Annotated in this window: 18 protein-coding genes; 8 read left to right on the top strand and 10 right to left on the bottom strand. The window is 67.4% G+C overall.

The annotated features are described in order from the left end of the window. Positions 1 to 171: 171 nt before the first annotated feature. A complete protein-coding gene (locus ON43_RS30555) occupies positions 172 to 918 on the top strand; it encodes an SCO6745 family protein (RefSeq protein WP_040813138.1) in 747 nt (248 codons plus the stop codon). 42 nt (positions 919 to 960) lie between these two features. Here the strand turns inward: ON43_RS30555 and ON43_RS30550 are convergent, their stop codons facing one another. Then, entirely contained in the window at positions 961 to 1812 is an 852-nt protein-coding gene (locus tag ON43_RS30550) for an alpha/beta fold hydrolase (protein ID WP_040813137.1), read from the bottom strand. A 46-nt stretch (positions 1813 to 1858) separates the two neighbouring features. Between ON43_RS30550 and mmuM the strand changes: the two genes are divergently transcribed. The 3 genes from mmuM (at position 1859) to ON43_RS30535 (ending at position 5441) form a co-directional block, all read left to right on the top strand. Next, positions 1859 to 2749: a homocysteine S-methyltransferase gene (mmuM, locus tag ON43_RS30545; protein ID WP_040813175.1), complete on the top strand. Its 891-nt coding sequence runs from the start codon at positions 1859 to 1861 to the stop codon at positions 2747 to 2749. A gap of 79 nt (positions 2750 to 2828) precedes the next feature. Then, positions 2829 to 4847 carry a heavy metal translocating P-type ATPase gene (locus ON43_RS30540; protein WP_051179457.1) on the top strand — a complete coding sequence of 673 codons (2019 nt, stop codon included), beginning with the start codon at positions 2829 to 2831 and terminating at the stop codon, positions 4845 to 4847. 18 nt (positions 4848 to 4865) lie between these two features. After that, positions 4866 to 5441, top strand: coding sequence for a hypothetical protein (locus tag ON43_RS30535; RefSeq protein ID WP_245568816.1), 576 nt, complete (start codon positions 4866 to 4868; stop codon positions 5439 to 5441). A 119-nt stretch (positions 5442 to 5560) separates the two neighbouring features. Here ON43_RS30535 and katG read toward each other — a convergent pair whose 3' ends face one another. Together katG and ON43_RS30525 are read right to left on the bottom strand one after the other, a co-directional pair. Beyond that, positions 5561 to 7786: a catalase/peroxidase HPI gene (katG, locus tag ON43_RS30530; RefSeq protein ID WP_040813172.1), complete on the bottom strand. Its 2226-nt coding sequence runs from the start codon at positions 7784 to 7786 to the stop codon at positions 5561 to 5563. Between the two features lie 38 nt (positions 7787 to 7824). Continuing rightward, the gene (locus ON43_RS30525) at positions 7825 to 8238 is read right to left on the bottom strand and encodes a Fur family transcriptional regulator (protein ID WP_063712657.1); all 414 of its coding nucleotides are present in this window, start codon (positions 8236 to 8238) and stop codon (positions 7825 to 7827) included. 381 nt (positions 8239 to 8619) lie between these two features. On the opposite strand from ON43_RS30525, the gene ON43_RS30520 reads away from it, so the two are divergent. Together ON43_RS30520 and ON43_RS30515 are read left to right on the top strand one after the other, a co-directional pair. Further along, positions 8620 to 9312, top strand: a complete 693-nt coding sequence (locus ON43_RS30520) for a DUF4232 domain-containing protein (RefSeq protein ID WP_040813135.1) — start codon at positions 8620 to 8622, stop codon at positions 9310 to 9312. A gap of 123 nt (positions 9313 to 9435) precedes the next feature. Then, positions 9436 to 10389: a glycosyltransferase family A protein gene (locus ON43_RS30515; RefSeq protein ID WP_040813134.1), complete on the top strand. Its 954-nt coding sequence runs from the start codon at positions 9436 to 9438 to the stop codon at positions 10387 to 10389. 42 nt (positions 10390 to 10431) lie between these two features. Here the strand turns inward: ON43_RS30515 and ON43_RS47240 are convergent, their stop codons facing one another. The 4 genes from ON43_RS47240 to ON43_RS30495 all read right to left on the bottom strand — a co-directional run bounded on the left by ON43_RS47240 (position 10432) and on the right by ON43_RS30495 (position 14285). Beyond that, entirely contained in the window at positions 10432 to 10833 is a 402-nt protein-coding gene (locus tag ON43_RS47240) for an endonuclease VII domain-containing protein (RefSeq protein WP_373283504.1), read from the bottom strand. Between the two features lie 562 nt (positions 10834 to 11395). Further along, entirely contained in the window at positions 11396 to 12094 is a 699-nt protein-coding gene (locus ON43_RS30505; RefSeq protein ID WP_157514243.1) for a hypothetical protein, read from the bottom strand. 286 nt (positions 12095 to 12380) lie between these two features. Beyond that, on the bottom strand, positions 12381 to 13451 hold the full coding sequence (locus ON43_RS30500) for an NAD(P)H-dependent amine dehydrogenase family protein (protein WP_281033370.1): 1071 nt from the start codon (positions 13449 to 13451) through the stop codon (positions 12381 to 12383). Positions 13452 to 13460: 9 nt separating this feature from the next. Further along, complete coding sequence (locus ON43_RS30495; protein WP_051179456.1) at positions 13461 to 14285, bottom strand: SDR family oxidoreductase; 825 nt, start codon at positions 14283 to 14285, stop codon at positions 13461 to 13463. A 94-nt stretch (positions 14286 to 14379) separates the two neighbouring features. Between ON43_RS30495 and ON43_RS30490 the strand changes: the two genes are divergently transcribed. Continuing rightward, the gene (locus ON43_RS30490; RefSeq protein WP_051179455.1) at positions 14380 to 14982 is read left to right on the top strand and encodes a TetR/AcrR family transcriptional regulator; all 603 of its coding nucleotides are present in this window, start codon (positions 14380 to 14382) and stop codon (positions 14980 to 14982) included. 25 nt (positions 14983 to 15007) lie between these two features. Here ON43_RS30490 and ON43_RS30485 read toward each other — a convergent pair whose 3' ends face one another. Next, a complete protein-coding gene (locus ON43_RS30485) occupies positions 15008 to 15430 on the bottom strand; it encodes an ester cyclase (protein ID WP_083913845.1) in 423 nt (140 codons plus the stop codon). Positions 15431 to 15583: 153 nt separating this feature from the next. Here ON43_RS30485 and ON43_RS30480 point away from each other — a divergent pair, with 153 nt between their 5' ends. Beyond that, entirely contained in the window at positions 15584 to 16954 is a 1371-nt protein-coding gene (locus tag ON43_RS30480) for an SPFH domain-containing protein (RefSeq protein WP_040813130.1), read from the top strand. Positions 16955 to 16960: 6 nt separating this feature from the next. Here the strand turns inward: ON43_RS30480 and ON43_RS30475 are convergent, their stop codons facing one another. Next, complete coding sequence (locus ON43_RS30475; protein WP_040813128.1) at positions 16961 to 17872, bottom strand: TAXI family TRAP transporter solute-binding subunit; 912 nt, start codon at positions 17870 to 17872, stop codon at positions 16961 to 16963. Next, positions 17869 to 18893 (bottom strand): sensor histidine kinase (locus ON43_RS30470; RefSeq protein ID WP_040813127.1); only part of this gene is annotated, 1025 nt, incomplete at its 5' end. The genes ON43_RS30470 and ON43_RS30475, both read right to left, overlap by 4 nt.

Raw genomic sequence — 18893 nt, 5'->3', positions numbered from 1 at the left:
GTGCGGTGTCGGACGTGAATCCCGTATCGGCGCAGGATAATTCGTGGCGAGCGTGCTGGCGTCGACGGCCGGACTGTGTTTCGCGTCGCTTTCCGGGAGCCCGCGCGCGGCCGCTCAGGGCCCTGAAATAGTCTCGGATCGATTGCGCTTTCCGCTCAGAGAGGAACGGACATGTCGGTAGCGTCCGCGGTGAAGGATCAGATCCAGCAGATCGGTGGGGGTTTCTTTTTCTCCAGGGAAGCGCGAGCCTTCGCCGACAGTACGGGTGTCCCCGGTTTCATGCCCGGGTACACGCGCGGCCGCGCCGGTGTGCTCGGTGATGTGGATGCCGATGTGGTGACCGCGGCGTTCGGGTTCTTCCCGGCCGATTCCGTTCGCCAGGCGTGGGAGGCGACCGCGTCGACTCCGGCCGCGGTGGGCGCTGCGGGATATCTGAAGGCGTGCCAGGACTTCGGGCGTCGCAAGCTGGCGGGCTTCGAGGACGGCGAGCGGCTGGCGGAGCTATTGCAGCGGGTGGTCGAGGCCGCTAGTCCGGTGGGTGTGCCGCTGTTCGCGGGCTGGCGTGCGTTGCCGCGGGCCGAGGATGCGCCGGGTCTGGTGCTGCAGTTGATCCAGACTCTGCGTGAATTGCGTGGCGGTCTGCACCTGGTGGGTGTGTTGGCCAGTGGGCTGTCGCCGTTGCAGGCGGTGCTGATCGCGGGGTCGCCGCTGGCCTCGGGTCCGGATCAGGCGCGCAACTACGGCTGGCCGGAGCCCTTCGACGAGGTGACCGCGGATCTGAAAGGCCGTTGGATGCAGGCGGAGTCGATCACCGATGAGCTGATCGCGCACGCGTTCGCAGGGCTGGACGACAAGGAGGCCGAGGAGCTGACCACCTTGTTGAACGCCTGTCACACCGTGGTGTTCGGCAGCCGCTGACCGCTGGGCGGGGTGGGTGTGACGCCCACCCCGCAATCCTGTTCAGCGATGCAGGAATTCGAGGGTGACGCGTTCGAAGGCCTCCTTGGCCTCGTACATCACCCAATGCCCGCACTTGGGGAACACGTGCAGTTCGGCATTGGGGATCTGGCGCAGCGGGATGAGCGCCATGTCGGTGGGGCACTGCCGGTCGTCGGCGCCCCACGTCATCAGCACCGGGCTCTTGATCTTGTGGAACATCGCCCAGTACGGCGGAGTGGGGGAGTTCGCGAGGAACTGCTGTTGCAGCGCAAGCGCTTCGGTGCCGTACATGGCCTTGAGGCTGGCGTGCGCGGTCGGGTCGCTGGCGGCGGCCCAGCGTTCCTCGACGATCTCGTCGGTGATCATCTTGGGGTCGTAGATCATGCAGCGCAGCCAGCGGTCGAGGCCCTCGCGGGTGGGGTTGTCGGCGAATTCGGCCAGTAGCCGGGTGCCTTCGCTGGGGTTGGGGGACAGCAGGCTGTGGCCGACGCCGCCGATGGCGATGATCTTCTCCACCCGCTGCGGGTGCTGCATGGCCACATTCAGCGCCACGACGCCGCCCATGGAGTTGCCGAGCAGAGCGGCGGAGTCGAGGTTCAGTGCGTCCATGAAGCGGACGACGGAGTCGACGGCGGTGAGTACCGGATGGCCGGGCACCGGGTCGCTGACGCCGAAGCCGGGGAATTCCAGGACGTAGCAGTGGAAGTGGTCAGCGTAGAAGCCGAGGTTGCCGCGGAAGTTGCGCCAGCCGTTCACGCCGATTCCGGAGCCGTGCAGGAGAATCAGGGGTGGGCCGTCGCCGGCCTCGTGGTAGCGCAGGACGCCCTTGTCGGTGGCGATTTCGCGTCGGGTGTTCTCGTAGGTGACATCCACGCCATCTAACATAGAACACGTTTCAGTTCGGAGGATTGTGGTCGCGCTGCAAATCCCGCTCGGTGAACTCCTGATCTCCGATGGCGGTTTGGCCACCGAACTGGAGGCGCGCGGGCACGACCTGTCCGACGAATTGTGGTCGGCCAGACTGCTTCTGGACGCGCCCGACGAGATCCGGGCGGTGCATGCCGCCTACTTCCGGGCCGGTGCGGTGATCGCCACGAGCGCGAGCTATCAAGCCTCGTTCGACGGCTTCGCGGCCCGCGGTATCGACCGGGAGGAAGGCGCGCGGCTGCTGCGGCGCAGTGTCGAGCTCGCGGCCGCGGCACGCGACGAGATGGACGACGGCCGGGAGCGGTGGGTCGCCGCGTCGGTGGGTCCCTATGGTGCGGTGCTGGCCGACGGGTCGGAATACCGTGGCCGGTACGGGCTCTCGATCGCCGAGTTGAAGCGTTGGCATCTGCCTCGGCTGGCGGTGCTGGCCGAATCGGGTGTGGATGTGCTTGCCCTGGAGACGATTCCCGATATCGACGAGGCCGAGGCGCTGGCCGGGCTGCTGGACGGCAGCGGCGTGCCCGCGTGGCTGAGCTACAGCATCGACGGGCTGCACACCCGGGCCGGGCAGCCGCTGCGGGAGGCGTTCGCTATCGCCGCCGAGGTCGCGGAGATCGTGGCGGTGGGAGTGAACTGCTGCGCGCCGGATGATGTCGCGGCGGCGGTGGCGCTGGCGCGGGAGGTGACGGGCAAGCCGGTGATCGCCTATCCGAACAGCGGGGAGGGCTGGGATGTGGAGCGGCGCTGCTGGGTGGGGGAGTCGCGGTTCTCGGCAGCGAGGGTAGGGGAGTGGGTGAAGCTCGGGGCCTCGATCGTGGGTGGCTGTTGCCGGGTGCGGCCTGCGGATATCGGGCGTCTCGCCGAGGTTGTCGCCGCCGGATGATTCGGCTGATTCCCAGGTCGGATCGGCAATTAATAGTCACATGCAGACATGCGCATGTATCTAAGTTATTCTCTCGTGTATGGCGACCACTACGAAGCAAGGCACCGAAGGACACGGCCGCGGCCTGCTTGGCCCGCGCGCGGAGATGGCCTTCGCGATCGGTTCGGGCATCACCTACACGACCGGTATGGCGGCGAAGTACCTTCTGGACACCCCGGGCTGGGTACCGACGACGCTGTTCCTGGCCACCTACGTCCTCGGCGGATTCTTCACCGTCCGCTCGGCATTCGAGACCATCCGCCGCGGCCGCTTCGAGGTCGACTTTCTGATGCTGGTCGCCGCGGCAGGCGCGGCGGCCGTCGGGAAGTGGGCCGAGGGTTCGGTGCTGCTGTTCCTGTTCAGCCTCGGGCATGCGCTCGAGGAGTACGCCATGAGCCGCGCGCAGCGTTCCATCGCGGCGCTCGGTGAGCTCGCGCCCCGTACGGCGCTGGTGCGGCGGGGTCCGGATCGGGTCGAGGAGATCGATATCGACGAGCTTCGGGTCGGGGATACCGTTGTGGTGCTGCCGAATTCGCGGTTGAGCGCCGACGGGGTCGTGGTCGCGGGCGTCAGTGCCGTCGACGAATCCTCGGTGACGGGGGAGAGCATGCCGGTGGAGAAGCAACCGGTCGCCGACGCCGCGGCTGCGCTGGCCGGGCGCGGCCCGGTGTCGGAGGCGCATCGGGTGTTCGCGGGCACGCTCAATGGTTCGGGTGCGCTCGAGGTGGTAGTGACTTCTCGCGCCGAGGATTCGACGCTGGCGCGGGTGATCGCCATGGTGCGTGACGCCGATACCCAGAAGTCGCCGACGCAGCGGTTCATCGACCGCTTCCAGATGGTGTACGTGCCGGCGGTGATCGCGGGTGTGCTCGCGGTGATCGGTTTCGGGGTGCTGGGGTTGTCGGAGCCGTTCGCGGACAGCTTCTATCGCGGCATGGTGGTGCTGGTCGCCGCCAGCCCGTGCGCGCTGGCCATCGCCACGCCGAGCGCGGTGCTCGCGGGCGTGGCCCGGGCCGCGCAGGCGGGGGTGCTGGCCAAGGGTGGCGGGCCGCTGGAGTCGCTGGGCCGGGTGCGGTCGATCGCCTTCGATAAGACGGGCACGCTCACCTGGGGTCAGCCTCGGGTCACCGACGTTGTGCCGGTGCGTCCCGAGTTGCGGGAACGGCTGATCACGACGCTGGTCGCCGTGGAGTCCTTCAGTGATCATCCGTTGGCCGCAGCCATTACCCGTGACCTCGCCGTCGAGGTGCCTGCCGGTGCGGAAAGTGCTGCCACCGAGGTCAATTCGGTGACCGGACGCGGTGTCACGGCGCTGGTGGACGGTCGCCCCACCGAGATCGGCAACGGCGTCATGTTCAGCGAGCTCGATCCCGACGGTTTGCCGTCCCAGATCGCCGAGACCGTCGAGCGTCTGCACGGGCTGGGTCGCACCACGATGATCGTCCGCCACGGCGGTGTTTACCTGGGCGTCCTCGGTGTCATGGATACCCCGCGCGCGGAAGCCGCCCCCGTCATCGAGCACCTGCGCGGTCTGGGCATCACCGACATGGTCGTCATCTCCGGTGACAACCAGCGGGTGGCCGATGCGGTCGCCGACGGCCTGGGCCTCGATGCCGCCCACGGTGGCCTGCTGCCCGAGGACAAGGTCGCCATGATCGCCCGTCTCAACGCGCGCGGCGGTACCGCGATGGTCGGCGACGGCGTCAATGATGCTCCCGCCATGGTCAATTCCTCGGTCGGAATCGCCATGGGCGCAGGCGGATCCGCCGTCGCTCTGGAAACCGCCGACGTGGCATTGATGACCGACGATATCGGCCGCCTCCCCTTCGCAGTGGCCCTGAGCCGCCGCACCGCCGCCATCATCCGCCAGAACCTGACAGTCGCGTTGGTGATCGTGGCGGCGTTGGTCCCGGCGACTCTGATCGGCCTGCCCATCGGCCCGGCCGTGTTCATCCACGAGGGCTCGACCCTGCTGGTGGTGGCGAATGCGTTGCGCCTGCTGCGTTTCCGCCGCGGCGCCGAGCATGCCGGGATCGATCACGAATCGCGTCCGATCTGACGGCCTGGCCTCGAGGCCGTGGCCGCTGGCATGATCGGGGAGACCCACGCGGCGGAAGGGGAGACCATGGCGACGGCGAGCGCGACTCGAATCCAGCGGTTGCGCAACCTCATCGAGCACCCGCGTACCGGGACCGCGGAACGCGCGGCCGCCCAGCGCATGCTCGACCGGATTTTCGGCACGACCGCAACCCATCGCGCCGCGTCCGGGGACCGCGCCTACGGCGCGCGTCACGACCGGCCCGGGCGGCACGCCAGCCTGTCGCGGATCGCCGACATGATCCGCGAGGACCTCGCCTTGGCACGCGTCTTCGCCGACGCGGCCGTCCCCGGAGAGCTCATGGCCCGCAATGCGATTCGCGACGCACCGCCCGGCCTGACCTTTACCGTGGACGCCCCGTTCGATGCGGGCCTCCGCGTCGTGGTCGGCCAGGTGCCCCGCGCCTGGGGCTGGCCGGACGGCTACACCGAATCCGAGGCGTTGCGCGGTCTGGTCGCGGAGGTCACCGACATCATGAACGCCTACAACCACGACGGCAGCGACATCGACAAGCGCTTCCACGGCCGCGTCGAGGTGCGTGCGGCAGGGGAGTAGGACTACTACCGCGCAATTGGTCTGACCTGGCCTGAAACTGGTCTGACCTGAACGGGCGATGCCCCCGCACCGTGTGGTGCGGGGGCATCGGATCGTTCAGCGGCTCACACCGCGGGCGATCAGACCAGGTCGAAGCGGTCGAGCTCCATGACCTTGGTCCAGGCGGCGACGAAGTCCTTGACGAACTTCTCCTTGGAGTCGTCCTCGGCGTACACCTCGGCCAGCGCGCGCAGCTGGGAGTTGGAGCCGAAGACGAGGTCGACGCGGGAGGCGGTCCACTTGGGGGCGCCGGTGGTGCGGTCGGTGCCCTGGTAGCTGGAGTTCTCGGCGTCGACCGGGGCCCACTTGGTGGACATGTCGAGCAGGTTCACGAAGAAGTCCGTGGTCAGCACGCCCGGCTTGTCGGTGAACACGCCCTGCGCGGAGCCCTTGTAGTTGGCGCCGAGCACGCGCAGGCCGCCGACGAGGACGGTCATTTCCGGCGCGGACAGGGTCAGCAGGTTGGCCTTGTCGAGCAGCAGGTACTCGGCCGGGGTGGTGGTGCCCTTGCTGACGTAGTTGCGGAAGCCGTCGGCCTTGGTCTCGAGGGCCGCGAACGACTCGACGTCGGTCTGCTCCTGGGTGGCGTCGGTGCGGCCGGCGCGGAAGGGCACCTCGATGTCGAATCCGGCTGCCTTGGCGGCGGTTTCGACGCCGACGTTACCGGCGAGCACGACCACGTCGGCGAAGGAGACGCCCTTGCCGAAGTCGGTCTGGATGCCCTCGAGCACCCGGATGACCTGGGCGAGCTCGTCGGGCTGGTTGACCTCCCAGCCGGCCTGCGGCTGCAGGCGGATGCGGCCGCCGTTGGCGCCGCCGCGCATGTCCGAGCCGCGGAAGGACGAGGCCGCGGCCCAGGCGGTGGACACCAGCTGGGCGACGGTCAGGCCGGAGTCGGCGATCTTGGCCTTGAGGGCCTTGATGTCGGCGGCGGAGATGACGGCGCCTTCGTGGGCCGGGATCGGGTCCTGCCACAGCAGGGTCTCGGCCGGGACCTCGGGGCCGAGGTAGCGGACCTTGGGGCCCATGTCGCGGTGGGTGAGCTTGTACCAGGCCTTGGCGAAGGCGGCGGCCAGCTCTTCGGGGTGGTCGAGCCAGCGGCGGGTGATCTGCTCGTAGATCGGGTCGAAGCGCATCGACAGGTCGGTGGTGAGCATGGTGGGCAGCCACCGCTTGGTGTTGTCGAAGGCGTCGGGGATGATCGCCTGGCCGTCCTTGGCGACCCACTGGTGGGCGCCGGCGGGGGACTTGGTGAGCTCCCACTCGTTGCCGTAGAGGGTCTCGAGGAAGCTGTTGTCCCACTTGGTGGGGGTGGGGGTCCAGGTGACCTCGAGGCCGGAGGTGATGGCGAAGCGGCCGGAGCCGGTGCCGAAGGAGGACTTCCAGCCCAGGCCCTGCTCCTCGAGCGGGGCGGCCTCGGGCTCGGGGCCGACGTGGTCGGCCGGGCCGGCGCCGTGGGTCTTGCCGAAGGTGTGGCCGCCGACGATCAGGGCGGCGGTCTCCTCGTCGTTCATGGCCATGCGGGCGAAGGTCTCGCGGATGTCGACCGCGGCCAGGACCGGGTCCGGGTTGCCGTTGGGGCCTTCGGGGTTGACGTAGATCAGACCCATCTGGACCGCGGCGAGCGGGTTCTCGAGGTCGCGCTTGCCGGTGTAGCGGGCGTCGCCGAGCCACTCGGTCTCGGGGCCCCAGTACACGTCCTCTTCGGGCTCCCACTGGTCGACGCGACCGCCGCCGAAGCCGAAGGTTTCGAAGCCCATGTCCTCGAGGGCGACGTTACCGGCGTAGACGATGAGGTCGGCCCACGACAGCTTCTTGCCGTACTTCTTCTTGACCGGCCACAGCAGGCGGCGGGCCTTGTCGAGGGAGGCGTTGTCGGGCCAGGAGTTCAGGGGCGCGAAGCGCTGCATGCCGGCACCGGCGCCACCGCGGCCGTCCTGCACCCGGTAGGTGCCCGCGGCGTGCCAGGACATGCGGATGAAGAACGGGCCGTAGTGGCCGAAGTCGGCGGGCCACCAGTCCTGGGAGGTGTGCATGACCTCGATGATGTCGGCCTTGACGGCGGCCAGGTCGAGGGTCTGGAACTCGGCGCGGTAGTCGTAGCCCTCGTCCATGGGGTTGGCGACGGCCGGGTTCTTCTGCAGGATCTTCAGGTTGAGCTGGTTGGGCCACCACTGACGGTTGGCGTTGCCGCCCTCGGTGGGGGCGGTCATCTTGTCGTGCATGACGGGGCAGCCACCGGCGGCGGGCTCGGTGTTGGCTTCACCGATGGGCGGGTGTTCAGGCACGGTGTGTCGTCCTTCCATGTGGGGTGTGATCTGGTTGTCGACCACGAGTGTGGCCGCTACTTCTGTTGTGTGGCAGCGGTTTTCGAGCATTCGGGGCACAGGCCCCAGTAGACGACCTCGGCTTCGTCGAGCGCGAAACCGTGGTTGTCGGAGGCGGTCAGGCAGGGTGCGTCACCCACGGCGCAGTCGACGTCGGCGATGACGCCGCAGGATCGACACACGACGTGGTGGTGGTTGTCGCCGACGCGGGTCTCATACAGTGCGACCGACCCCATGGGCTGGATCCGGCGCAGGAGTCCCGCGCCGGTCAGGGCCTTGAGCACGTCGTAGACGGCTTGATGTGACACCCCACCCAGGGTCCGGCGCACGAACCCGAGGATGGTGTCCGTGTCGGAGTGGGGGTGCTCGTGTACCGCGGTCAGCACCGCGAGCCGCGGCGCCGTCACACGCAAAGCGGCCCCGCGCAACATGCGCTCGAAATCCGTAGGCGTGGGCACGTCCCACACTCTGCCCGTTTTTCTGGAATGAATCAAGTCTTGACGGAGTCGAGTTGAGAAGCCCGCTTGCCGAGGCGGTGGTGATCGAGGGGCGAAACCGGGGTCGGAAAGGCGGGGGAGAAGGGACACCGACCGGCCCCCACTTTTGGGGGCACAGGTCACCGGGCCCCGGTGTTAACGCTTTGCCCGAAGGTGCCCAGAGCAGGGTGTTTCCGGCGAGTATTCCTCGAACTGTGCTGTAGCGCAGGGGATTACGCAAACTTCTGCTCACGCTGATACGTAACGGGCGCTCACAGGGTTCGGATGTGGAGCTTGCATACCAACGGTTGCAGTACCGAACTTCGAGGGGATCTCATGCGGATCAAGTCATTGGCTGTCGTCGCGTTCGCGGCGGGTGTCGCCATCTCCGTCAGCGGTTGCGACCCGACCACCTCGGCAGGGCCCGCGTCCACGACCCCGGCCGCGCAAACCCCTCCCGCACAGACCACTCAACCCGGGCAGCCGCAACCGGGGCAGACGACCCAGGCCGGCCAGCCCACCCAGCCCGCGACGACACCGGGAGGCATCGACCATGACGGTGACAACGCCGGTGCGCCCGTCACCGACACGACCGCACCCGGCACGGCGGGCCTGCCCAAGTGCGTGACCCGCCAGATCGTGCTGGACAAGGGACACGGCGGCCCGGTGGCAGGGGACTGGTTCCTGAAATTCATCAACTCCACCTCCGTCACCTGCGTGATCCAAGGCTTCCCGGGCGTCTCCCAGACCAACGGACCCACCGGCGACCCCGTCGGCGAACCCGCCGAACGCGACCAGGGCCCCGGCGCGCCCAAGCCCACCCCGGTCGTCCTCGCCCCGGGCGCCGCGGCGCAATTCGAGTTCATCACCTACCCGAAACAGGTCAACAACTGCGATGCGCTGCGCACCAACACCCTGCGCGTCTACCCGCCCGACAACACCGAATCCATGTGGCTGCCCTGGGACAGCCTGATCTGCCCGAGCCCGCAGCGCATGCTCGTCGTCCGCGCCGTCACCCCCGTGTCGTAGGGGATCGCCCCGCCGCCCCTACCCGTAGCCGTCCCGATTGGACTGCCGCGCACCGCATCCGCGAGTAGTCTGCAGTGGGCGGCGCAAGCCGGGTAGGGGTTGGCAATTCAAACGGGGTCCGCGATGAACAGTCCGGCGTTCACTATTGTTTCCGATGCGCACGGGCACGAAGCCCATCTGGCCGAGGCCATCGATTCGGTTGTGGCGCAAAGCTTCCCGGACTGGGAGCTGATCGTCGTCGACAACGGCCGCTCCGACGAAGTCGCCGCCGTGGTCGGCAAGTACGCCGACGACCAGCGAATCCGGCTGCTGCGCACCGACAACGACGGCATGGCGGCCGCGGTCAACGCCGCCATCGCCGAAGCCAACGGCGAGATCTACACCGTCGTCCACGGCAACCACAAACTCCTGCCCGAATTCTGCGCCCACACCCACGCCGCCCTGCAAGCCCGCCCCGAGGCCGACGTCATCGCCGTGGACGCCTTCCGCTTCGACGACACCGGCGCCGTGGTGACCCCCAGCTACCGCAGCGAAGGCGGGGTAGAGGTCGAACCCGGCGTCGACCATCGCCTCACCCTCGAAGAATTCGTCAACGGCTCGGTCATCTACTACTCCGCCGCCATCCGCGCCCGAGCCTGGGCCAAGGGGGAGGGCTACCCACCCGACCTCCCGGTCGTCGAAGAATTCGTCCTCTCCGCCCGCATGCTGACCGCCGGCTGCGACATCCGAGTCCTCCCCGAACTCCTCGCCGCCTGCCGCCTAGCCCATGACCCCGCCAAATTCGCCGTCTACGAAGACAACATGCAAAAGGCCCTCGAAAACCTAGCCACCGCAACCACCGACCCCGCAGTCCGCACCGCCATCACCCACAAACTCCGCGAAGCCCGATTCCACCAAGCCATGGGCAAAGCCAGAACTGCCCTGTCCCAATCGGATACCGCAACCGCCAGAGAACAGGTCCGCCTGGCCCTGCGCCAACGCCGAGCCCTGCGCCCAGCCGTCGTGTACGCGGCATTGACCGTCGCCCCGGGCGGCCTGCGCCTGGCTCAACAGCTGAAGCGTCGCTTGCGCGGATAACCTCCGCAACCAACGCTGCGTGCCGTTGGGGGAGTAGGACAATCAGGGATCGGTGCGAAAGGATTCGAGATAGGCGACCGCCGACCACAGTCGACTCGGATCATCGCCGAAGTTCCCGATCCCCGCATTGCATCTGGGGCACAGTAATCCTCGTACAGTGCCCGTACGGTGGTCGTGATCGACTGCGAGGGGCATCTTCGCGAGCTCGCGGCCATCCTTACGTGGTCGTCCACCGACGTGCGACATATCGACCTCGGACTCGTGAACCCCGCAGATCGCGCACCGGAAGTCCTGACTGGCGCGCATCTCATCGTATTGGTCGACCGTGATTCTGTACTTGGACCACAGATTGGCCCGGCGAGCGATCTCTGGTCCTTGCCGTGCGCGGCGGGCTCGTTGATAGCACGCTGCGCACAGCGGAGCGCGTGGACCAGGCTGTGACATCGCGGATCTGGGCTTCCATTCGCCGCAGCCCTTCGTCGGTGAGCAGCGGATGAGGTCGCCGGAGTCGGGGAAGGGGGCGGTCATAGCGAGATGATCTCACAACCCACTGACATCCACTCAAGTTGACATAGTGTTGATTATCGGCGCGGTTACGGAAACGGTGTTGATCTTGAAACGTGCTGCGTGACTGTGGGATTCGCGTACATTCGTTGCGGCTCGGCCTTGGGCTGGACTGGGCGCCTGGCTGCTGGTGTCGAGTGCTCCCTGTTGTGTCTGCTCGCCGTCTCGGGTGTTGATTGGCTGGAATGAAATCTTTTGGCGGATTTGCCTTTTGATGGAAAATTTCCGGTTCGGGATGGATGGGCCGATTTGTGGTCGAATCCTGGGATTTGGAGGTTCGGCGATCTCGGGTTGCCGCTCCCCTGGGTCTCCCGCGGTGATCAATACGTCACAGTGACGTATTGAGGTGGGGTGGCTGGGTGGTGGAAATTGTTGCTGTCAGGCCGGATTCGCGGGAATCGGGCCTGACAGCAGATGGCGCAGATGGTGTCGACGTCCTTGATCACCAGACGCTTTCTTGTATCCGCTTTTCAAGGATCAGGTAAATGAACATGAATTCGGACGCGGCAATCAGGTAGAGGTAGATATCCACGTATCCCAGCGGAGTGGAGGTGAAGCCGAGTAGCCACATGTCCAGTGCTGCCACGCCGAACAGGAGTATCAAGGAGAACAGCGGGTTGCCGACCGCGCTGGCAAGCACGGCGCAGTACGCGGCTATCAGGTAGATGAGGGTGTCCCAATATCCCAGCGGAGTGGGTGTGAAGCCGAGCAGCCACATGTCCAGTGCTGCCACAACGAATGAATATGGGCCGATGAATGCGACTGTGCCCGGGGATAAGCCATCTTCGAAGTAGACGTCGGTGGCCGCGAAGACTATGAGTATGAAGGCGTATGCGGCCATCAGATAGGCGACGACATTCCAGTATCCCAGCGGAGTGGAGGTGAAGCCGAGTAGCCACATCGCTATGGCGGCCACGCCGAACAGGCTGACGATGCCCAACGGTATGGGGACGAACCTGCATGCCATGTAGACGATGTCCACGATCAGCAGGTAGAGGAAGACTTGCCAGTAGCCCAGCGGGGTGGAAGTGAAGGTGAGCAGCCACATCGTCATGGCCGGCCAACCGAACAGCCATCCGACGATGAAGGCAAATGCGGACACGGGTGATTCGAAGAGGGGGCGGGGTCCGATGTGACTCATCGTTCGAGCAAAGGCCTTCGCTACTTCTGGCGGCCTGGGGTTCCCGTCTGGGATTCTGCGGTGACCGTCGTCGGGACTTGTGGCATTTGATGCCGGGAGATCTACCGCGACAACATGATTGAGCCTAACAGCTGTCCAAGGCTCACCAGGTGTTTCCGTCCTGATCACGGTGGATCTCGAATTCCGCACCATCGCGGCACGCTCCCCCACCTACCATGCGATCACCCCAATACGTCACAGTGGCGTATTGGGGTGATGGTGGAAAGTTGCTGCTGTCAGGCCGATTTCAGCGGATGGTGCCGACGCCGGGGATCAGGGGCAGGTCCAGGGGTGTGACCCAGCCGGGTGGGAGGGCGTTGACGGCGGGGACGGCGTTGAGGGCGCGCATGCCGGTGGCCAGGCAGCCCGCGACGGCGGGGGTGCGGCCGGAGCCGTCGGTGAAGCGGAAGGAGGTTTCCTGGGAGATCGAGGGGCTGCCGAGGATGTCGACGCGGTAGACGTCGTCTTTGGTGCCGGCGGGCCAGTCGGGGGCGGCGTCGAGGCCGATGCGGTTGACGTGTTCGAGGGTGATGACTTCGCGGCCTTGGTAGATGCCGTTGATGGTGAAGCGGATCGCGGCGACGGTGCCGGATTCGATGATGCCCTTGGCGGTGGGACGGTCGGTGGGGGTGACCCATTTGTCCCAGGTGGTGGTGATGGTGTCGAGTTCGATGCCGGCGGCGGTGGCGATCATGGGAACCGTTGCGCCCCAGGCCATGATGAGCATGTCGGGGTGTTCGAGCAGGGCGGTGAATTCGGGTGGGTGGCCGATGCCCATCTCGAATTCGTAGTCGCCTTCGTAGTCGGTGTAGTCGAGTAGTTCCGAGGCGCGCACGGAGTGGACTTCGCCGCACAGTCCCATGAGGGTCATGGGGAACAGGTCGTTGGCGAAGCCCGGGTCGATGCCGGTGGTGAAGCATGACGCTCCCCCGGCCTCGCACGCTTCGGTGATGGGGTCGCGCCAGATGGGTGGGATCTTGTCCATGTGCGGCCACACCCACGGGGTCATGGCGGTGGAGCAGACGTCGATGCCCGCGCGCAGGAACGCGCCGATGACGCGCATGTTCTCCTCGGCGAAGGCGGCGGTGGGCCCGTAGTGCACGAGCGCGTCGGGACACAGCGCGATCAGTTCGTCGACCGAATCGGTGGCCAGGACACCGGTTTTCGCGGCCCCGCACAGGTCTCCGGCATCCCTGCCGACCTTGTCTTTGTTGCTGACGCCGACGCCGACGAGTTCGAAGTTCGGGTGGCGCAGGATTTCGGCGAGCACCATGGAGCCGACGACGCCGGTCCCCCACAGCACGATGCGTTTGGTCACGAGATTCTCCTATCGGTGGAATTCGCCGCAGTCGACGGTGAGCATCTGGCCGGTGACGGCGGTGGCGAGATCGCTGGCCAGAAACAGTGCCGCGCGGGCGACTTCCTCGGGTCCGGCCAGGCGGCCCAGGTCCGTCGGCGTGGCCTTCTGCCGGTAGATGTCGTCGTGGGTGACCCCGGCTTGGCTGGCGAGCCAGTCGAAGTAGGCCTTGTTGATGTCCTCGTACACATACGACGGCGCGACGGAGTTGACGCGGATGCCGCGCGGCCCGAGTTCGGTGGCCAGTGATGAGGCCAGGTGTGCGAGTGCGCCTTTGGAGAGTTTGTAGCCGGAGTATTCGGGCTGGGAGCTGTAGGACACGCAGGAGTTGAGCATGATGATCGACCCGCGGGTGCGTTCCAGGGCGTCGGCGAACAGGGCCGAGAGGCGTAGTGGCGCGAACACATTGGTTTCGTTGGCCATCCGTAGCGCTTCGACGTCGATCTGGGTGATCGGGTACATGGGCGGGATGGCGAAGGCGTTGTTGATGAGGCAGTCGATGCGGCCGACCCCGTCGAGGGTGGCTTCGACCAATGCTTGGCGTTGGGGTTCGTCGGTGATGTCGGCGCGCACGACCAGTGCGGTGCCGCCGAGGGCGCGGACGTCGTCGGCGTATTCGTGCAGGCGTTTCTCGGTGCGTCCGGCCAGGACGAGGGTCGCGCCCATGCGGGCGGCTTCGATGGTGAGGGAATGTCCCAGTCCGGGGCCGACGCCGGAGATGACGATGACCTTGCCGGCCAGCAGCGGGACCGGTTGATAGGTGTGCGCGGGGGTGGGGTGCGGGGCGGCTGACACGACTCCTCCTCGAGTCCTCAGCAGTTACAGAGCGTAACGACTTTGATGTGACAGACTGTAACGACTCCTGATGGCAGCGACAAGGACGGATTTCGTGACCACACGCCACCGGCTGGGCCCGCACCGCGACCCCGCGGTGGACGCCGCCGTCCTCGACGCCGCCCGCGCCCTGGTCGTCGAACAGGGTTACGGCGCAACCTCGATCGACGCCATCGCCGCCCGCGCCGGGGTCAGCCGCCCGGCCATCTACCGGCGCTGGCCCTCCAAGGCACACCTCATCGCCCAGGCGGTGTTCCCGGACGTGGGGTCGGCGGTGGTGGCGCCGGATCTGCTCGCGGAGGTGCGCAAGGTGATCCGCGGAACCATCCAGCTGTTCGGTTCCGCCGAGACCCGGGCCGCGATGCCCGGGCTGATGGCCGAGATGCGGCAGGACTCGGGTCTCTACGAGAAGCTGTCGGCCCGCCTGGACACCCCGACCCGCGACGAGCTGCGCGAGTATCTGCCCGGCGCGGACACTCGCCCGGGTCTGGACCCCAACACCGTGCTCGACACCATCGCCGGTGCGGCGCTGTTCGCCATGTGCATCCGTGATATCGACGACCTCGACGGGTTCGCGGCCTCGCTCGAGGATCTGCTGCTCTACGGCATCCTCGGCAAGCGACCCGGCACCGACGAGACCCCGGCCGCGACCGAATGAGGCAGTTCGGATCCTGCTGTGCCGCTCAGATTTTGGCGATCCCGACGCCCAGCATCAGGGTCAGTGAGTCGAACAGCGGCCAGAATTCGACGATCTTGCCGTCGGTGACGCGCATGATGCCGTTCTCGGCCAGTTCTATGCTGTTGCCGGTGGGTGGCGCGGACTGGAACTCGCCGGTGTGGACTCCGCGCCAGTGCAGCCGCGCCACCACCTTCTCCCCCTCGCCGATCAGTTCCTCGATGGTGTGCACCGAGCCCGGAAAGCCTTGAGCGAAGGCGTGATTGATCGCGCGGAAGCCGTCGCGGTCGATGCTGGTGCCATCGGGCATGTGCACGACCAGGCTCGCGTCGAGGACCTCGTCGAGCGCCGAGGCGGGCGCGGAGCCCGCGGCGATGGCATCGGTGGTCGAATAGAAGGTACGCACAACAGTTTTCGGATCAATGCTCATGGGCCGACCATAACTCCGTCGCCGTCGGAACGCCCGGACTTCCCCGCCTCTCCCCCGCCACTCCCCTGCCCTTTACGTCACAGTGACGGTCGATGGTCGTCGGGGCCTCGAAATTCTGTGGGCAGGAAGATCTTTCAGCGGTAGCGTGCCCGCATGGCGGCGAAGAGCAACAGCTATCTGGATCAGGTCATGGCACAGTCGGCGGAACTGGAGGAGGATCTGCGCTCCCGCTCGGGTCCCCCACGCACCCCCGCCCCGCAAGCCCCCGGCGCGCCGAGCCCGATGGCCAAACGCGCCGGACGCGTCGGCCCGGCCCGTGAGCACACCCCGCAGGGGCCGGTGGAGGTGCGGGTGAGCGGCTGGTGGCGCTGGCAGACGGTGCTGGTGCCGCCCAACGCGTTCGTGGTGCACACTCGCCGCGGCGCCGCGCAACCCCTGCACATCGGTTTGGGTGTCTCGTTCCGGTTCAATCCGGCCACCGACTCGTATCTGGTGGTGCCCGGCGCGATCCAGACCATCCTGATCAACGCCTACTGCATCTGCAGCGAACTGCAAGGCGTGCTGGTGCAGGGGTATGTGCAGTGGATCATCGAGGATTTCGCCACCGCCTACCGCAAACTCGACTTCTCCGATCCCGAGGATCCGATGCGGCTGGTCAACGTGCAGTTGCGCGAGCAGGCCGAGGCCGCGATCAAGGACAAGGTGTCCACGATGGCGGTGCGTGATGTGCTGTCGGACAAGCAGCCCATCATCGAGGAACTCACCGCCCGGCTGCGCACCGTTGCCGAAGGCGCGGGCGAGGGCGGGGCGCGCGGGGACCGCGGACTCGGTCTGTCGATCGTCACCGTGCAGATCAAAGAGGCGGTCGTCTCCTCGAACACGCTGTGGGAGAACCTGCAGAAGCCCTACCGCAGCGAACAGAACCGGGTAGCGCGCCTGGCCGAACTCGAGGCCCAGCAAGCGGTCGCCGCCCGCGAGACCGCCGTCGCGCGCGCCACCGAGGAACAACGCATCGAGAACGAACGCGAACTCGCCGATCTGCGCGCCCGCAACGACGCCGCCCGCTTCGACCGTGAATCGGCCGAGAAACTGCGCCGCACCAATCGCGACCACGACATCGAACGCGAAGTCGCCGACCTCGCCCAGCAGGCCGCGCTGCACGCCCTGCGGCTGGAACGCGACAAGCACGCCGAACAACTCGAGAACGCACGGCTGCAGCAGGAACTGCGCCGGATGCAACTCGACGCCGAACTCGCACTCACCCAAGCCAAGACGCGCGTCGCACACGAGAGCTCACTGCTGGGTTTGGAACGCGAACGCATCGGCATCGACAACGCCAACAGCCGCAGCGAGACCACCGTGCGCGCCCAGCTCATCGACAAACTGCCCGCCATCGTCGAACACCTGCCCGCGCCCACGGAATTGAAGTCGGTGCAGATCGGCGGCGACACGCTCGGCCTGGCCGGACTGGTCACCCAGGTCAGCGAGATCGTCGCCGCGGTCCGCGACAACGCCCAATCCTGAACCAGCTCATCCGTGGTGGCGGCGATACACCGTCGCCGCCCCCGGATGCAGCGGCACCGACCCGGTCCCGATCAGCGAGCGGGCATCGAGGAACTGGGTGCCCGCCGCCTCGGCCGGAACCAGCGAATCGGCTTGCGTGAGAAGCACTTCGGTGAGCGTGCCCACGGTCGCGTCGGCCAGTTGCGGGGCGGCCACCAGCAGGTTGGCGACGCCGATGGTGTGCACGGCGGGCGTATTGGGGTAGGTGCCCGCCGGAATCAGCACCGGGTCATACAGATACCCGAACCGCTCGCGCATCACCGCCGCCAAAGGATCCAGATCCAGCAGCCGCAACGGATTCAACGCCGCCGTCGGCACCCCACCGGCCCACAACAACCCCTCCAGCCGTCCGGCGCTCAACTCGGCCACCGCATCCCGCAACGGCAGATGCGACACCCTCACCTGCGCGGGATCCACTCCGGCCGCCGCGAGCAACTTCTCCCCGATATGGGTGGCCCCCGACCCGGCCGCGCCCAGATTCACCCGCGCACCCCGCAGATCCGCGACCGCCCGATACGGGCTCTCGGGAGCGACCGCGAACTGCAGATAGTTCTCATACACCCGGCCCACCGCCGGCGGGCGATCCGGATCCTCGGCCAGCGAATCCGCCAGCACCAGAGCCGTATCGGCGTCCCCACGCGCCAGCAAACCCAGATTGTCCAGCGACCCGGCCGTCGCGATCACCTCGACCCGCAACCCCGACGTCGCCGCCGCCCGAGCCAGCAGCAACGCGAACGCATGATAGAAACCCCCGGCCTCCCCCGCCGCCAACCGAATTCGCGGCCCCTCACCGCTCCCGCACCCGGCCAGCGCGGCAGGCATAGCCAGGCCCGCCGCGAGCGCCAATCCGCCCCGCACCATCGCGCGCCGTCCGATCATCGCTGTGTCTCCCGTCCGGTCGACGTCTGGTCCGTGGTGGCGGGCAGGGTGATGACGACCGCCAGGCCGTGCGGGTCGGCGGCGCGGACGGTGAGAGTGCCGTGGCGGGAGGTGACCAGGGCGTCGGCGATCGGCAGGCCCAGGCCCGAGCCGGTGCGGCCGGTGGCGGTGGAGCCGCGGAAGAAACGGGTGGTCAACTGGTCCAATTCGGTGGCGGGGACGCCGATTCCATTGTCGGCGACGGTGATCGTGACCTGGCCGGGCGTGGTGGTGACGGTCAGGCGGGTGGTGGTGCCGGGCCCGGCATAGCGGCAGGCGTTGGACAGCGGCACATCCAGGATTTGAGCCAGTACATCGGCCGACACCGCGGTGTCCGCGCGCTGAGTGGCACACCAGTGCGGGGATTTGCCCGATTCGGCCGCGCTGGTGTGCCACTCACCGGGGGTGTCGGGGTCCGGTGGGTCGGTGACGGTGGGGTTGGCGGTGGGGTCCGGGGTGGAGGTGAGGGTCATGCCCGCGTCGTCGAAGGCGCTGCGCCAGGCGTCGATTCGGTCCTGGGCGACCTGGACCGCGTCGCAGTGCGCGGTAGCTGGGGCGGTGGCGGGGTCGAAGTCGGTGCCTTCGGCGACGGCGAGGGTGAGCAGGCCGTCGAGCAGGCCGGTCAGGCGTTCCACTTCGCGGGTGGCGCCGCGGTAGGTGGGCAGGGCGGGTTCGGGGATGGCGGGTTCGAGGGAGTCGAGGCGAATGGTCAAGGCGGCCAGGGGGTTTCGCATGGCGTGGGCGGTGTCGTCGATGAGGCGGCGTTGGGCGCGGGTGGAGTCGTGGACGGCGGCGGCCATGGCGTCGACCGATTGGGCGACCGCGCGCAGTTCGGGTGGGCCGCCGTGGTGGCGGGTCACGACGGTGGCGGGGGTGCGCGGTGGCGGCAGGGTCGCGGTGAGTTCGGCGACCGCACGGGACAATCCGGCCAGCGGGCGCAGCACCCAGCGTGACAGCACCAGCGCCAGCGCGGTGAACACCG

The sequence above is a fragment of the Nocardia concava NBRC 100430 genome (assembly GCF_000308815.1).
Lineage (GTDB): Bacteria > Actinomycetota > Actinomycetes > Mycobacteriales > Mycobacteriaceae > Nocardia > Nocardia concava.
Note: the sequence above shows the minus strand (reverse complement) of the source record. Positions and strands in the feature narration are given on the sequence as shown.

Bases quoted from the DNA above. Each gene is read 5' to 3' on its own strand.
- ON43_RS30555 (WP_040813138.1), top strand. From the start codon at position 172: ATGTCGGTAGCGTCCGCGGTGAAGGATCAGATCCAGCAGATCGGTGGG.
- ON43_RS30540 (WP_051179457.1), top strand. From the start codon at position 2,829: ATGGCGACCACTACGAAGCAAGGCACCGAAGGACACGGCCGCGGCCTG.
- katG (WP_040813172.1), bottom strand. From the start codon at position 7,786: ATGGAAGGACGACACACCGTGCCTGAACACCCGCCCATCGGTGAAGCC.
- ON43_RS30525 (WP_063712657.1), bottom strand. From the start codon at position 8,238: ATGTTGCGCGGGGCCGCTTTGCGTGTGACGGCGCCGCGGCTCGCGGTG.
- ON43_RS30520 (WP_040813135.1), top strand. From the start codon at position 8,620: ATGCGGATCAAGTCATTGGCTGTCGTCGCGTTCGCGGCGGGTGTCGCC.
- ON43_RS30515 (WP_040813134.1), top strand. From the start codon at position 9,436: ATGAACAGTCCGGCGTTCACTATTGTTTCCGATGCGCACGGGCACGAA.
- ON43_RS47240 (WP_373283504.1), bottom strand. From the start codon at position 10,833: ATGTCACAGCCTGGTCCACGCGCTCCGCTGTGCGCAGCGTGCTATCAA.
- ON43_RS30505 (WP_157514243.1), bottom strand. From the start codon at position 12,094: ATGAGTCACATCGGACCCCGCCCCCTCTTCGAATCACCCGTGTCCGCA.
- ON43_RS30485 (WP_083913845.1), bottom strand. From the start codon at position 15,430: ATGAGCATTGATCCGAAAACTGTTGTGCGTACCTTCTATTCGACCACC.
- ON43_RS30480 (WP_040813130.1), top strand. From the start codon at position 15,584: ATGGCGGCGAAGAGCAACAGCTATCTGGATCAGGTCATGGCACAGTCG.
- ON43_RS30475 (WP_040813128.1), bottom strand. From the start codon at position 17,872: ATGATCGGACGGCGCGCGATGGTGCGGGGCGGATTGGCGCTCGCGGCG.